9 protein-coding genes are annotated in these 14,912 nt (G+C 65.8%); 2 read left to right on the top strand and 7 right to left on the bottom strand.

Annotation, left to right across the window (positions count from 1 at the left end):
* The first annotated feature begins 8 nt into the window (after nucleotides 1-8).
* Together accD and AFIC_RS00280 are read left to right on the top strand one after the other, a co-directional pair.
* The gene (gene accD / locus AFIC_RS00285) at nucleotides 9-938 is read left to right on the top strand and encodes an acetyl-CoA carboxylase, carboxyltransferase subunit beta (RefSeq protein ID WP_275247211.1); all 930 of its coding nucleotides are present in this window, start codon (nucleotides 9-11) and stop codon (nucleotides 936-938) included.
* Nucleotides 935-2,263 carry a bifunctional folylpolyglutamate synthase/dihydrofolate synthase gene (locus AFIC_RS00280; protein ID WP_275247210.1) on the top strand — a complete coding sequence of 443 codons (1,329 nt, stop codon included), beginning with the start codon at nucleotides 935-937 and terminating at the stop codon, nucleotides 2,261-2,263. Before accD ends, AFIC_RS00280 begins: the two co-directional genes overlap by 4 nt.
* A gap of 63 nt (nucleotides 2,264-2,326) precedes the next feature.
* On the opposite strand, the gene trxA is transcribed toward AFIC_RS00280, so the two are convergent.
* The 7 genes from trxA to AFIC_RS00245 all read right to left on the bottom strand — a co-directional run bounded on the left by trxA (nucleotide 2,327) and on the right by AFIC_RS00245 (nucleotide 14,859).
* Nucleotides 2,327-2,683, bottom strand: a complete 357-nt coding sequence (trxA, locus tag AFIC_RS00275) for a thioredoxin (RefSeq protein WP_275248764.1) — start codon at nucleotides 2,681-2,683, stop codon at nucleotides 2,327-2,329.
* A 121-nt stretch (nucleotides 2,684-2,804) separates the two neighbouring features.
* Nucleotides 2,805-6,299: a double-strand break repair helicase AddA gene (gene addA / locus AFIC_RS00270; protein WP_275247209.1), complete on the bottom strand. Its 3,495-nt coding sequence runs from the start codon at nucleotides 6,297-6,299 to the stop codon at nucleotides 2,805-2,807.
* Entirely contained in the window at nucleotides 6,296-9,460 is a 3,165-nt protein-coding gene (gene addB / locus AFIC_RS00265) for a double-strand break repair protein AddB (RefSeq protein ID WP_275247208.1), read from the bottom strand. The genes addA and addB overlap by 4 nt, the downstream gene beginning before the upstream one ends.
* A 65-nt stretch (nucleotides 9,461-9,525) precedes the next feature.
* Nucleotides 9,526-10,248: a nucleotidyltransferase family protein gene (locus AFIC_RS00260; RefSeq protein WP_275247207.1), complete on the bottom strand. Its 723-nt coding sequence runs from the start codon at nucleotides 10,246-10,248 to the stop codon at nucleotides 9,526-9,528.
* 148 nt (nucleotides 10,249-10,396) lie between these two features.
* The gene (locus AFIC_RS00255; RefSeq protein ID WP_275247206.1) at nucleotides 10,397-10,726 is read right to left on the bottom strand and encodes a PilZ domain-containing protein; all 330 of its coding nucleotides are present in this window, start codon (nucleotides 10,724-10,726) and stop codon (nucleotides 10,397-10,399) included.
* Between the two features lie 102 nt (nucleotides 10,727-10,828).
* On the bottom strand, nucleotides 10,829-12,358 hold the full coding sequence (gene tsaE, locus AFIC_RS00250; RefSeq protein ID WP_275247205.1) for a tRNA (adenosine(37)-N6)-threonylcarbamoyltransferase complex ATPase subunit type 1 TsaE: 1,530 nt from the start codon (nucleotides 12,356-12,358) through the stop codon (nucleotides 10,829-10,831).
* Nucleotides 12,355-14,859 (bottom strand): sensor histidine kinase, encoded by a 2,505-nt coding sequence (locus AFIC_RS00245; RefSeq protein ID WP_275247204.1) that lies wholly within the window; start codon nucleotides 14,857-14,859, stop codon nucleotides 12,355-12,357. Before AFIC_RS00245 ends, tsaE begins: the two co-directional genes overlap by 4 nt.
* Nucleotides 14,860-14,912 lie beyond the last annotated feature (53 nt).

Below are 14,912 nucleotides of genomic sequence, written 5' to 3'. Positions count from 1 at the left end.
GCCCGCCCATGAACTGGTTGACCGACGTCGTCCGTCCGAAAATCCGCAACATGATCCGCCGCGAGACGCCGGAGAATTTGTGGATCAAGTGCCCGGATTCCGGCCAGCTCGTGTTCTACAAGGATGTCGAGGCCAACCAGTTCGTCATTCCCGGCTCGAACTATCACATGCGCATGGGCGCGACCGCGCGGCTGAAATCGGTGTTCGACAACGAGACCTGGTTCGATGTCGCGCTGCCGGATGTCGCCGCCGATCCGCTGAAGTTTCGCGACGAGCGCAAATATGCCGACCGCATCAAGGACGCGCGCGCCAAGACCGGCATGAACGATGCGGTGAAGGTCGGTTATGGCCGGATCGAGAGTTCGCCCGCCGTGGTCGCGGTGCAGGATTTCGATTTCATGGGCGGCTCGCTCGGCATGGCGGCGGGCGAGGCGATCGTCAAGGGATTGCAACTCGCGGTCGAGAAGCATGCGCCCTTCATCATGTTCGCGGCGTCGGGCGGCGCGCGGATGCAGGAGGGCATTTTGTCGCTGATGCAGATGCCGCGCACCACGGTCGCCATTCAATTGCTGCGCGAAGCGAAGCTGCCCTACATCGTGGTGCTGACCAACCCGACCACCGGCGGCGTCACCGCGTCCTACGCGATGCTGGGCGACGTGCAACTCGCCGAGCCGGGCGCGCTGATCGGCTTCGCCGGCGCGCGCGTGATCGAGCAGACCATCCGTGAGAAGCTGCCGGAAGGCTTCCAGCGCGCCGAATATCTGAAAGACCATGGCATGGTCGATATGGTGGTGCACCGCCATGACATGCGCGCCACGCTGGCGCGGCTGTGCCGCCTGCTGATGAAAGCGCCGTCCGCGCACACGGAGGAGGCGGCCGCGCCGCGTCTGCCGGATGTCGAAGTGCTGCCGCCGGACGCGGCTGCGTCGCCGGCGTGAGCGCCGCTGTCCCCGCGCGCCGCGAGCTCGACGATCTGCTGACGCGGCTGACGGCGCTGCATCCCAAGCGCATCGATCTCGATCTGTCGCGCATCGAGCGCATCCTCGCGGCGCTGGATCATCCCGAGCGTCGCCTGCCGCCGGTGATCCATGTCGCGGGTACCAACGGCAAGGGTTCGACCGTTGCCTTCCTGCGCGCGATCCTGGAAGCGGCGGGGCTGCGGGTCCACGTTTACACCTCGCCGCATCTCGTGCGCATCAACGAACGCTTCCGCGTCGCGGGCGTGCTTGCGACCGACGAGCAACTGGAGGATGCGTTTGCCCAGTGCGAGCGTGCCAATGGCGGCGCGCCGATCACGCTGTTCGAGATCGAAACCGCCGCCGCCTTCGTGCTGTTCTCGCAGCATATCGCCGACGTGGTGCTGCTCGAGGTTGGCCTCGGCGGCAGGCTGGATGCGACCAACGTGGTGGACGCGCCGCTCGCCAGCGTGATTACGCCGATCGGCATGGATCATCCGGAATTTCTCGGCGACACGCTGATCAAGATCGCGGGCGAGAAGGCCGGCGTCATCAAACGCGGCGTGCCGGTGATTGCGGCGGAGCAGCAGGCCGAGGCGCAGGCGGTGATCGAACAGACGGCCCGTAAGCTGCGCGCGCCGCTGTCGTCCGCGACGCAGGAATGGCATGTCGGCGTCGAGCATGGACGGCTCGTCTATTCCGACGAGCGCGGCCTGCTCGATCTCGCGGCGCCCCGTTTGTTCGGTCGTCACCAGTTCGACAATGCCGGGCTGGCGATCGCCACGCTGCGCGCGATCGACTCTCTCGCCATCGAGCCCGCGGCGTTCGAGCAGGGCATCGCGCGCGCCGAGTGGCCGGCGCGAATGCAGCGGCTGCCGTCCGGCGCTCTGTTCGCCTACGCGCCGGAAGGCTGCGAAATCTGGCTCGACGGCGGCCATAATGCCGATGGCGGGCGCGTCACGGCGGCGGCGCTGGCGGACCTCGGCGAGCGGATCGAGCGCCCCGTGGTGTTGATCGTAGGCATGATGGGCAACAAGGACGCGCGCGGCTTCCTCGCGAATTTCTCGGGCCTGACCCGGCATGTGGTCGCGGTACCGATCCCCGGCAACGACAACGCGATGGCGCCCGAGCAACTCGCTTCCATCGCGCGGTCGCTGGAGATGCGCGCGGACATCGCGCGCAATGTCGGCGAGGCGTTGAGCTTTGTCGCCTCGATGGCCTACGAGACGCCGCCGCGCATTCTCATCACCGGCTCGCTCTATCTCGCGGGCCATGTGCTGGCGGAAAACGGCACGCTGCCGGCTTAAATCGCAAAACAAAACGGCCGGTGAAATTTTCACCGGCCGTTTCAAATCCGAGTATGCGAACGCTTACACGGCGGCGGTGATCCACTGTTGCAGCTTCTGCTTAGGCGCGGCGCCGACCTGGCGCGAGGCCATCTCGCCGCCCTTGAAGATCATCAGGGTCGGAATCGACATCACGCCGTACTTCGATGCGGTCTTCGGGCTCTCGTCGACGTTGAGCTTGACGATCTTCACCTTGTCGCCCATCGCGCCCGCGATCTCGTCGAGCGCCGGAGCGATCATGCGGCAGGGGCCGCACCATTCCGCCCAGAAATCCACCACGACCGGTCCTTCCGCCTTGAGAACTTCAGCCTCGAAGTCGGAATCAGAAACCTTGCCTACGCCCATGATCTGCCTCGTTGATGAAGGCGCCGGATTGAGAATCGGCGCCCGTTTGATTGGCGCAAACGTATGAATGCCCTTCAACCCGGTCAAGGCTGGCAAAGCAGCCGTGTTGCTGCTATGCCGAATCGCCGGGCATAATATTCTGTAATGATATCAATGGCTAGGCGATATCCCCGGAGAAGGCCGCCGCCAGCCCTGAGTCCAACGTCGCAGACGGGACCTCGGCCATCCGCGCGGTTTCCGTCCACAGCAGCGCGCAGCGTATGGTCCTGCCGGGATAGAGTTTCGCGAGCACCGCGCGGTAAAGCGCGAGCTGGCTGACATATTGCGGCGGCGCTTCCGTGCGCGGCGCGGGGCCGGTCTTGTAATCGACGATCATGATTTCGCCGGGCGCGATGACGAGGCGGTCGATCTGGCCTGACACGCGCACGGTCTTGCCGCCGATATCGATCCGCCCCGCGATCGAGACTTCGGCGCGGCTGCCCGGCGTGAACAGCGAGGCGAATTGCGACTCCCCGATCAGATCGACAATTTGCTGCGCGAGTTGATCGAGTTCATCCTTGCTAAATCCATCCTGCGCATGGCGGGCGAGAAAACGCTCCGCCGCCGCCTTGCGCTGGCCGGGCGCGATATCCGGCAGCGATTGCAGCAGGCGATGCACCCACTGGCCGCGCAGCCGCGCGCGCTGGCGCGCAAGCGCGGCTTCCGGGGTCGGCAGGGGAAGGTGTGCGTCGTCGCGCGCGTCTGACGGCGCGATCGGTCGTTCGCGCGGAATCTCAAGTGGCGCGTTCGCGCGCAACCAGTCCGGCAGCGGCGCTGGCGCGGCGGGATTCGCGGCGACATCCTCCATCGCCTCGGGCTCGACATCGCCCGCGCGGGTGTAGCGCCTGACAGGCCCGAACGGCGTTTCGATCTCGGCCATCGTCAGCGGCGAGGCCGCAAGCCCCTTGTCGATCAGGTCGTACCATGACAGTTCGCGCACATTGTTGCGGTTGCCGGGCTGGCAGCCGCCGACGATCAGCCGTTCGGCGGCGCGCGTCATCGCGACATAGAGCAGGCGGCGGTATTCGTGCTCGGTGTCGTCGCGCATCGCGGCGCGGGCCTGCGCCACCGCCTCGGTGTCGTCGCGTTTCGCGCCCGCCCACAGCACCACGTCGCCCGGTCCGGCATTGCCGTGCGGCATGCGGATCAGCTTCAGCCGCTGGGTATCCGACGGCGAGGTAGTGGTGTCGACCAGAAACACCACGGAAGCCTCGAGGCCCTTCGCGCCGTGCACGGTCATGACGCGAACCTCGTCGCGCAGGATCTCCATGTCGCGCTTCACGTCGGTGTCGGCGGCGCGCAGCCACGCGATGAAGCCCTGCGATGAGGCGGCCGCCTTGCGTTCATAGGTCAGTGCGAGTTCGAGAAACTCGTCGAGCGCGTCGTTCGCCTCCGGCCCCAGACGCCGCAGGATGCGGGCGCGCCCGCCGGAGCCGCCGCCTTCGCCGCCGAGCAGCCATGCGAAGAACGCGAACGGCGCAAGCCGCGCGAAACGCTGCTCGCATCGCATGAGAAAATCGTTGGCCGCCTGCAATTTCGGCGAGGAGCCTGCGCGACTTGCAAGCGCCTCGCGCAGCGAGCCGGTGCGGGCAGGCGCGATGGCGAGCAGGTCGTCGTCGTCGAGTCCGAACAGCGGGCTTTTCAGCGCCACCGCCAGCGCAAGATCATCTTGCGGGAGTAGCAGCGCATCGGCGAGATGCATCAGGTCGATCACCGCGATGTGCTCTGTCAGCTTGAGCCGGTCCGCGCCCGCGACAGGAATGCCCGCGTGCTTGAGCGCCTGAATGACCGCATCGAACGTGGCGCCGCGCCGCCGCACCAGAATCATCACGTCGCCGTAGCGCAATTTGCGGCGGTTGCCCGTGGTGCCTGTCATGATGCCCGCGTCGATCAACGACTTGATCCCGGCCTGCACGCGGCGCGCGAGCTTCACGTCGGGGCTTGTGGTGGAGACGCTGTCGAACGGCGCGTCCCAGCCCTCGATCTCGGGGCGCTCGTCCGGCTCTTCCAGATTCCACAATTCGACCATCGCGGGGGCTGCGTCTGGCAGTGCGTCGTGGACCGGATAGGCGTCGTCGTTATGGATGCTCTTGTAGATCGCCTGTTCGCGGAACACGTAATCGACCGAGTCGAGGATCGCGGCACCCGAGCGGAACGAGTGCTTGAACGACACCGATTCAAAGGCAAGTTTCGCGTGGGCATGACGCGTCATCATCGCGCGCCGGCGCAAATCGAATTCGCGCGGGGCCGCGCCCTGAAACGAGAAGATCGACTGCTTCTCGTCGCCGACCGCGAACACGGTGCGGCGGATGTCGCCGCGCGCGCCCGCGCCCGCGGTGAATTCGGCAACGAAGCTCTCGATGATGTCCCATTGCCGGGGACTGGTGTCCTGCGCCTCGTCGATCAGCACATGGTCGATGCCGCGGTCGAGCTTGAAATGCACCCACGAGGCGTAGCCGCCGGTCAGCATCGCGTGGGTCTTGTCGATCAGATCGTCATAATCCAGCAGGCCCCGCGTCTGCTTCTCGCGCCGGTAGTGCGCCGCGACCGCGCTTGCGATGACGAGCAAGGCATGGGTGCGGTCGCGCTGGATCGCGGCGCGGCGCTGCCCGGCGAGTTGGAGAAGGCGCGGCTGCTCCTGCATGAGTGCTGCGGCGAGCGTGCCTTGCGTGGCGGCCAGCGCCTTGGTCATCAGAGTTTTGCGCGGGCCACCCTCATTGGTGACGAACAGGCCGAGATATTCGTCGAGTTGCGCCTCGCCCGACAGAGCCGCGGCGGCTCGCAGGCGTGCGCCTTGCGTGGCATCGCTCTTGCCGCCCTGCTCGAGGGCGTCCGCCGCGACGAGCCAGCGGCTGCGCGGCAGATGCGGGCCATCGACCATCTCGCGTTCGATATCGGCGATCCGTCTATCGGCTGCGATGTCGAGCGCGCGGCAGACCTGAATCATCGCGGCCTCGATGCCGCCCGCGCCTTCGATCCACGCCATGAAATGCTCGCGGCTCAGGCACGCCTCCTGCACGACCTCCTTGAAGGTGACGTCGGCGGCCTGCGCCATCGCGAAGGCGAGCGCGCGGCCGAGCGCGCCGTCCGGCGCGCGCGCGGCCTCCAGAAGCACCGCGAGGTTGGCGCGCTCCATCATGTCGGTCTGGTCGCGTTCGTCGAGCACGGCGAAATGCGCGGGCACGTTGGCCTCGAACGGAAACTGTTGCAGCAGGCGGGTGCAGAGCGCGTGGATGGTCTGCACCTTCAGGCCGCCCGGCGTTTCCAGCGCGCAGGCAAACAGCTTTCGCGCGCGTGCGCGGACCTCGCGCGTGACCTGCGCGCCGGAATTGCGGATCGCGGCATCGAGTTCGTCGTCGGAGAGCGCGACCCATTTGCCCAGCGTGTCGAACACGCGCTGCGCCATGTTGGCGGCGGCGGCCTTGGTGAAGGTGATGCAGAGAATTTTTTCCGGCGCGACATCGTTGAGCAGCAGGCGGATCACGCGGTTGACGAGCACATAGGTCTTGCCGGATCCGGCATTGGCCGCGACGAAGGCGGAGGATTGCGGATGCGAGGCGCGCAACTGCGCATCGCGCACGGCATCGGGAATGTCGGTGCGGGGCTTGCTCATGCGCCGCCTCCGCCAAGGCCCGCAGCCGACCATTCCTTGATGCGGGCAAGATCGTCATAGGTGCCGTAACGGTTCGACCACATCGCGAGATCGAGCGAGGTGTAGGCCTGATCGGGGTTCTCGAATTTTCTGATGAGCGCGGTGAGCTTGGCGAGCGCCTCGTCGGCTGCATCGTCCGGCAGTTGGGGTTCGTCGCCGCGCGCGATACGCAGATCGACGATCTTCTCCTCGCCCGCTGGATTGTTGCCGTTGAGCCGGACATAGACCAGTTCGCTGACGCTGGCGCGAGCCGGGAACGGCCTGAACCCGCCGCCACGCAGGATGGCGGCTTCCAGCGTGAGTTGCGGCGACAGACCAAGCCGCACCTGCTTGCCGCTCGGCGGCTGGCCCGTCTTGTAATCGACGATGGCGAAGGTGCCGTCGCTGCGGTGCTCGATGCGATCCGCGCGCGCGCTCAGAGTAAAGCTGCGTCCGTTATCGAGGGGGATCGAAATCTCGCCGCGCAATTCGGCGGCGATTGCGGCGACCTCCTCGCGGCGCTTGATTTCCCACCCGGCGAACCATTCCGCGATGCGCAGGAAGCGCGGCCACCACAGCGCCCGCGCCTCGGGGTGCTCCATCAAGCCTGCGAAATGACGTTCCCCGAAAGACCACAGTTCTGCCGCAATATTGTCCGGCAGGATTTTGCCGTAGGCTGCGGTGAAATCCCCGAGCGCGTTATGGATCGCCGAGCCGCGATCCGCCGCGGTCAAGGGAAGATCGATCGGATCGAGCGGCGTGAGGTTCAAAATGCGCTTGGCGAAGATCGTATAAGGATCGCGCAGCCAGTCTTCGATCTCCGTCACCGACATCTGCAACGGCCGCAGCGCCACCGGCGGCTTCGGTGCCGGTTGAGCGACGGGCTGAACGCTCTCGGGATGATCGAGCGCCTCGGCATAACGCACGTAGCGCGTACCGCGTTCAAGCGCGTCATCCCACGCCTCCGGTTTGGCAATTGCCTTCATGCGATGCAGGAATCGCGAGGCGACCGACGGCGCGCCGCCGACCTTGGTGGCGTGCGTGAGAATGACGTCTTCCACGCCAAGCAGTTGCGCGAAGTCGTGCGCGGTGAGGCCGATGCGCCGTTCCGGCAGATCGAGGCCGAGATCGTGGCGCATCGGGCGTGACAGCCACGGATCGATGCGCGGCGCGGGCGGCCACACGCCTTCGACGAGGCCTCCGAGGATCACGCGGTCGCATTGCGTGAGGCGCGCTTCCAGGAGGCCGTAAATCCGCAGCGATGCATCTTCGTTTTCCGGCCGTCGCACCACGCGGCTGGCAAAAGCGGTCGCGAACAAATCGGGATAGTCCGCAAGCTCAAGCGCGATGTGCGTTGGCGCGGGAGAAGGCGTATCATTGTCGGCCACGAGCAGTTCATCAAACGCCTGCGCGAGCTGCGATCCGTCTGCGCCCTCAAAGACAGCGACGCGGCCGTCATCGGCGGTAGACAGGCGGGTCAGCGTTGCGCGATGGAGCTGCGCCAGCGTTGCGAAGTCGTGCGCGCCACGCGAAAGATTTTCGAGCGGCGCGAGGGCATCCGTCAGTGCGGCAAGCAGCCGTGCAATGCCGTCGATGTCGTCTTGCGTCAGCCGGCAGCGCGGCTCGGAGCGATGCAGCGCGGAATGTTGCTTGCGTAGGGCCTTGCTCCATTCCTCGGCGAACCACGCGAACGCTGCCTGCAATCCCTTGCAGCCGGGCGCGGGCCGTGTGCCGCGCAGCACCGCGAGTTCAAGATTGAAGATCGCTTCTGTCCAGGCGCCTTCCGCCTGTCCCAGTCGGAGCAGCGGGTGTTTCAGCAGCGCGAGCAGCGATGGCGGCGACAGCTCGGTGGTGATGGTCTCCGCGGCAAGGCGGGCGAAAATGCCCGCGGGCGTATCCATCAGCGAATCGCCGCCGGAATCGTCGAAGGATAACTTCCAGCGGCCAAGGGCTGCCATCACGCGGCGTGCCAGCGCGCGATCCGGCGTCACCAGCGCGGCGGTCTTGTTGTGCTGTCGCGCTTCCCGCATCGCGACCGCGATGGCAAGAGCCTCCATCTCCGGATTGGCCGCCTCGACAATGGCGAGATTGTCGAAGCCTGCTTCAATGCGCGCGGCGATGTCCTGCTCGGCGAGGCGCTGGTGCCATCGCCCGGTTTCGGTGGCGGGCCGCATCGCTTCCGAGGCGAGCAGTTCACGGCCATGCGCGGCGGGTGCGGCCAGCACCCCGACAGCATGACGATCGAGCCCCATCGAATCCAGCAGGCCATGCAGAGCATATTGCGGGTGGCTCGACAGCGGGTGTTCCGCGAAGTGTCCTTCGGGGTGGCGTATGCCGCCAATGGCGCGCCATGCGTCGTCGTCGAGATCGGTGTCGAGTCCCGGCAGAACCACCGCGCCTTGCGGGTGCCGCGCAATCGCGCGCAGGAATTTGGCGGTGGACGGCATCGAGCCGGTCGAGCCTGCCGCGATGAAAGGGCCGGATGACACCGCGATCCGCTCGGCCTCCGCCTCGATCAGGAGATCGCGGCGGCGCGCGGACTCGATGAGTTTCTGCTCGCTCAGATAAGCGGGCCACGCATCCTTGGCGATCTTGAGGAAGTCGAGCGTAAGTTGCCAATAGCGGTCGAGATCGTCCGGCACGAGATTGTCGAGCGCGTTCCAGTCGATGCCGCGCGTGGTCATGTCGTCGATCAGACGGGCAAGATCGTCGGCCAAAGCGAGAGTCGATGCAGGGCCGCCCGCGACCAGAGGCGCGGTGGCAAGCTCGCGCGAACCGAGGCGCCTGGCCCACGCATCGACAAGCCGCATCAGCACCAGCCGGCGCGGCAGCCCGTCCAGCGCCTCCGGCACCGTGAGCGAGGAAAATCCGGCGGCGTCACCCTGGGCGAAATCGAGCTCGTCTTCGTCGACATGGCCGAGGGCGATAATGCGCGGCAGCAGCACGGCATCCTGCCCCATCACGTCGAGGAAAACCTCGCGCGCCATGCGGCAGGCGCGCTGGGTCGGCAGATAGAGCGTCGCCTGCGCGAGAAGTTCGGGATTTTCGCGCGCGCGGAAATTCTCGATCAGGCGGCCATCAACCAGCGCGCTCAAAAGCGTGTGCAGAAACGGTGCCGACGAGGGAATGTTGAAGACGTGCATGCAGGATTCCGCTGACAGCCGAGCGGATCACGGCCGGGCAGGGTTTGTCGAGACAATATAGGGTATCAGGCAGCGCTGGCCAGAAACGCTTTTTCCGCCGCCGCAATGGCGTCCGGCGTGCCGACATGCATCCACACGCCCTCCAGCCGCAGGCCGAACAGCCGCTCGCGCGCTGCCGCGTCATCGAACAACTTTGTGAGCGAGAATTCGCCTTGCGGTGCGCCCCTGAAGATCGCGGGCGACAGGATCGCCACGCCCGCATAGACGAATGGCACCACATGCTGCTCCTTGCGCCGTTGCAGGCGGCCATCCGTCAGCATGGTGAAGTCGCCGGTCCCGTCATAGCCGATGCTGCCGGCGGTCGGCGCCATCAGCAGCAGGACATCCATGCGCGCGGGATCGAAGGCGTCGGCGAGGCGCCGGAGATTCGGCGTGACGCTGTCGATCCATAGCGTGTCGGCGTTGAGGTGAAAGAACGGGTCATTTCCGAGTAACGGCAAAGCCTTCACCACGCCGCCGCCGGTGCCGAGCACTTCGTTGCGCTCATCTGAGATGGCCACTTTCGGCTTTTGCCGCGCGGCGGTGTGCGCGATGATCTGCTCGCCGAGATAGTGCACGTTGACCACGGCCTTATCGACGCCGGCCTCGCCAAGCCGATCGAGCACATGATCGAGCAACGGCTTGCCCGCGACCTCGACCAGCGGTTTCGGCTTGTGGTCGGTCAGGGGCCGCATCCGTGTGCCGAAGCCGGCGGCGAGCACCATGGCGGTATGAGGCTGAACAGGCATCGTCGTCTCTCAAGCGAATCGCCGCATGATCTGGACAAAGCCTAGAGCATTGGGGCGGAGCCTGCCATCACCGGGAGTGACGCAGGGCGTTGAACCGCTGTAATTCGCTTCTGTGACGGCAATGCGACTCCCGTGCGGAGGCGCGAAATCAGATTTCGACGATCTGATTGCTGTTGGATTTGCGCGTGGGCGTGCCGCGCCGCTTCGGATCCTGTTTGAGGAACTGCACGCCGATCTGCTCGCCGTTGACCCAGCAGAGTTCGCAGCGGCGATAGGCAAGACCGGTCGATGACAAGAGCAGGAAGAATTCCTTCAGTGCCAATCCTTCGACGTTGCCCTGCACCGTGAGCTTTGCGCCGGATTCGGAGATGTCCTCGACGAGGCAACTGCGGCGCCATGTGCCGTCGATGCCCATCATATGCGCTGCGAAACCGCGTTCGAAGACGACTCGCTCGCCCTTGCGTCGCTCTGTTGCCATTTCGGGGTCTCCGCCCGTTGTGTCCCGCAGCCGTTGTGACAGCGGCAAGACGAGGTCGCTAAAAATACCGTCGAGCGACCTAATGGCGCGTAAATTTTCGCTTCAAATGCGATCGATAGGGGGCGGCACGTTCGCCGTAAACCAATCCTTAAGGCTGTTCAGGGCGGGATGAGCGAACGCGCGCTGCAAATAGCCCCAGATCCGGGGTTGATGCCGCAGATATTGCGGCTTGCCGTCACGGCGGTTGAGCCGCGCGAAGGTGCCGAGCAGGCGCGTATTCCGCTGCGCGGACATGATGGCGTACTGCTCGACGAAATGCGCGGCGTCGAATGCGGGATTTGTCTGACGCCGCGCGGCGACGTAACGGCCGAGCAGCGGGATTTCCACGCTATCGGGCACGTCGATCCGCGCATCCTGCAACAGCGACACGAGATCGTAGGCTTCCGGTCCCATCACCGCGTCCTGGAAGTCGAGGAGGCCGACGCGGCTGGCGTCCTTGCGTCCGTTCAGCCAGATCAGGTTCGGCGAATGGAAATCGCGCAGCACCCAGGTCTTGTGAGCGGTCTCGAGCCGGCCGAGCAGGTCCTTCCAGATCACGAGGAAGTCGGCATGCATCATGCCGCTCAGCGTGACGCCGTGATCGGGCAGATACCAGTCCAGCATCAGTCCGACTTCGGTCATCATCGCGTCGAAGTCGAATTCCGGGATTTGGTAGGTGATCTTGGGCGCGAGCGGCAGCGTATCCGGCAGGTCGATGCCATGGAGTGCGGCAAGCATCACCGCCGCTGCCTGATAGCGCTCGATGATAGGTCCGGGCGGATCGCCCTGCACGAACGTCGCGCCACCGAGATCCTCGAGCAGCAGAAAACCCGCATCGAGATCGGCGTGATACACCGCGGGCGCGGAGAAACCCTGGCGGCGAAGGCCGTTGGCGAGCGCGACGAAGGGGCGGACATCTTCGGCGAGATGCACGGCGGCGCTGTAGGATTTGCCGTTGTGGATCGCGGGGCCGTCGGGGCGCGGCGGCGAATTCATCAGCACCAGCGAACCCTGGTCGCCGATCACGCGCGCATAGGAGCGCGTCGAGGCGTCGCCCGCCATGCGTTGCCGGTCAGAGGTGGCATGACCGGACAGATCGAGGAAACGCCGCAGCGCCGCGAGGCGCGCGACCTTGGCGACGGCTTCGCCGTGCCCGGTGATTTCGGCGGCGCGCGCCGATGAGCCGAGCGAGGGCCTGTGGCTGAAGGCGATGTCGATGCGGTCGTCAGGCATCGCTTCGGGCGCGCGTTCGGGCCACTCGATCAGCGCCAGCGTGCCCTCGGGCAACGGCGAAAGCCCGATCTCCTCCAGTTCTGTCGCGTCGGCGATGCGGTAGAGATCCGCATGCAGCACGGGGCAGGGCGGCAGATCGTAGGTTTGTGTCAGCGTGAAGGTCGGGCTCGGGACTTCGTAGGTCTCGTCGCCCGCCAGATAGCGGATCATCGCGCGCGCCGCGGTGGTTTTGCCAGCCCCGAGATCGCCGGACAGCGTGATGGTGTCGCCGGGGCCGACCAATAGCGCGAGATCGGCCATCAGCTGGGCCGTCGCGGTCTCATTGGGAAGGGCAACCGAGAAGGATGTGGGTTCGGTCATTCAGCGGCGCTGCGGTGGGCGGTCTGGTCGGCGGGGAATTCGCACGTCACCGTAGTGCCTTCACCCACCACCGAGTCAACCCTCACCCGGCCGCCATGCAGTTCGACAAAGGAGCGCACCAGCGACAGGCCAAGCCCTGCGCCACGATGGCGCGAGCCGTTGGCGCGGCTTTCGAACCAGTCGAACACCTTGTCGCGGACGTCGTCGGGAATGCCGGGACCGGCATCGGCGACGGCGCAGCAGATCAGGCCGTTCGCGCGCCACGCGCTGAGGCGGACGGTGCCGTTGGTGGGCGAGAAGCCGATCGCGTTGGCGAGCAGGTTGTAGAAAATCTGCACGATGCGCCGCTCGTCGGCGATGAAGCCTGCGACGGATGGATCAATATCGATCACGAGCCGGATGTTGTCGTGCACCAGGCGATCCTGCAATCCGGCGGTCGCTTCCTCCACGGTCTTGCGCAGATCGACCGGCCCGAGGTCGAGCGTCATCGCGCCAGCGTTGATGGTGGCGAGATCGAGAATATTGTTGATGATCGCGAGCAGCGCATTGGTCGAGGTGGTGATGTAGTTGAGATACTCGCTCTGCTTCACCGTCATCGGCCCGGTCGCGGGGTCGCTGAGGAAGTGGGCAAAGCCGATGATGGTGGTCAGCGGCGAGCGCAGTTCGTAGGAAACGTGGTGGACGAAATCCACCTTCATCTGGTCGGCGGCCTCCAGCGCATCGTTGCGTTCGCGCAGCGCGCGCTCCACGTTCACGCTGTCGGTGACGTCTTGGAAGGCCAGCATGGTGGCGCCGTCAGGCAGCGGCATCGTGGTGCAGTCCAGCACGCTGCCGTCCTTGCGCTCGATCCGGGTTTGCAGCGCGGCGCGGCTGTCGATGCCGGTGATGGCGGCGCGGATGGTTTGCCATGTTGCGGCATCCTCGAACAGCGGCCTGCACCATTGCTCGATGGTCTCGATGTGAGGCTGCTGCCGAAGCGCTTCGGTTGAGAGTTTCCAGAGCTGCGCGAAAGGCGGGTTGAACAATTGCGCGCGGCCATTGCCGCCGAACACCGCAACCGCCTCCGACAGGTTGTCGAGCGTCTCGCGCTGGACGCGTAGCAGCCCGTCGTGCTGGCGCTGTAGCTTGAGGCTCTCGGTGACATCGTCGAACAGGTAGGTCACGCCGCCTTCGGGATTGGGCGTGGTGACGATGCTGACCGCGCGCCCGTCCGGCAGGTACCAGGTTTCCTTGGCGGGTTCGATGGCGCGGTAGGCTTCGTGCAGGCGGGCCTTCCAGGCCCGGAAATCCGGCTGCTCGGAAATCTTGCGCTCGGCGCGCAGTTTTTCCAGCACGCTGGAATCGCTCGGACTGGAATCGAGGAACGCGCGGTCGAGATCCCACAGCCTGCGGTAGGAATCGTTGTAGAAGGCGAGGCGCTTGTCGGCATCGAACACGGCGACGCCGGAGGAGAGCTGATCGAGCATCCGCCGGTGCGCATCCGCCATCCGCGTCAGGGCATCCTTGAACGCGACGGTTTCGCTGCAATCGACCGCCATGCCGACGCTGCCATCGGCGACATTGCAGGCGAATATATCGAAGATGCGGCGCTCGCCCCCGATCGCGACCGGCAGGCGCGCGCGATAAGGCTTGCCTTCGGCAAGAGTCCGGCGCATCGCCGCGCGGTCCTCGCTGTCGAGCAGTTCGATGCCGTGTTCGACGGCGTCGGACGAATTTGCCGCTTCCGCCGCGCGGGCATAGGCGGCATTGGCATAGCGCAGCGTGCCGTTGGCGCGCCTCGCCCACAGGGGATACGGGATTTCGGCGGCGAAGGCGCGCAGGGCGTCGGTTTCTTCGATGAGGTGCAGGTGACGTTGCGTCATCTCCGCGAGTTCGAGCCGCACGCCGCTCAACTCGCGAATGCGCACGATCGCCTGCCCGCCGACCGCGCGCCCTATCGCCTCGATGGCGCGGCCGTTCGAGGCGGACATTGTCAGCAGGAAGCTCTCGCCGCGCTCACGCAAAGCATCGACGGCATGGTCCATCGCAAGCGCCTGCTCGGGCAATAGCCAGGTGCCGAACGCCAGAACGCGTTGGGCGGCCGCAGCCTGGCCCTGTGGCATCAGCAATGCGATGTCGCCGGTGATGTCGGGCCGCTCGTCGCCGGCGGACCACGCAATCAGGACCTGCGGCTCGGCGAACAGCAAGGCGCGCAGGCGATCGGATTCATGTTGCAGCGATTGGTTGTCGGCGCGCAGTTGCGCCTCCATCGCTTCCGCGCGTAGCCGCGTGCGCATCAAAAGGATCGCCGACACCACCGAGAAGCAGAGGACGGAGACGGAGAGCGCGAGCCCCGTGATTTCGGGCCGGCTCAGGCTGCCGAGGATGGCAAGTGTGGTGTCGATGGCGCCATTCCCCGCGGCGTGTGCGGGAACCGTTCCTGCGAGGATGGCGAAGCCGCCCTGCACGATCGACGTGCATGACAACAAGCTTCGACGCATCGTCCCAAGGACGCCTGACATTCCTGATTCTCAACCACCGCCCGCGAATCAAAACACAATAACCTCCCGGGGAC

It is taken from the genome of [Pseudomonas] carboxydohydrogena, from assembly GCF_029030725.1.
In the GTDB taxonomy this organism is placed as follows: Bacteria; Pseudomonadota; Alphaproteobacteria; order Rhizobiales; family Xanthobacteraceae; genus Afipia; species Afipia carboxydohydrogena.
Note: the sequence above shows the minus strand (reverse complement) of the source record. Positions and strands in the feature narration are given on the sequence as shown.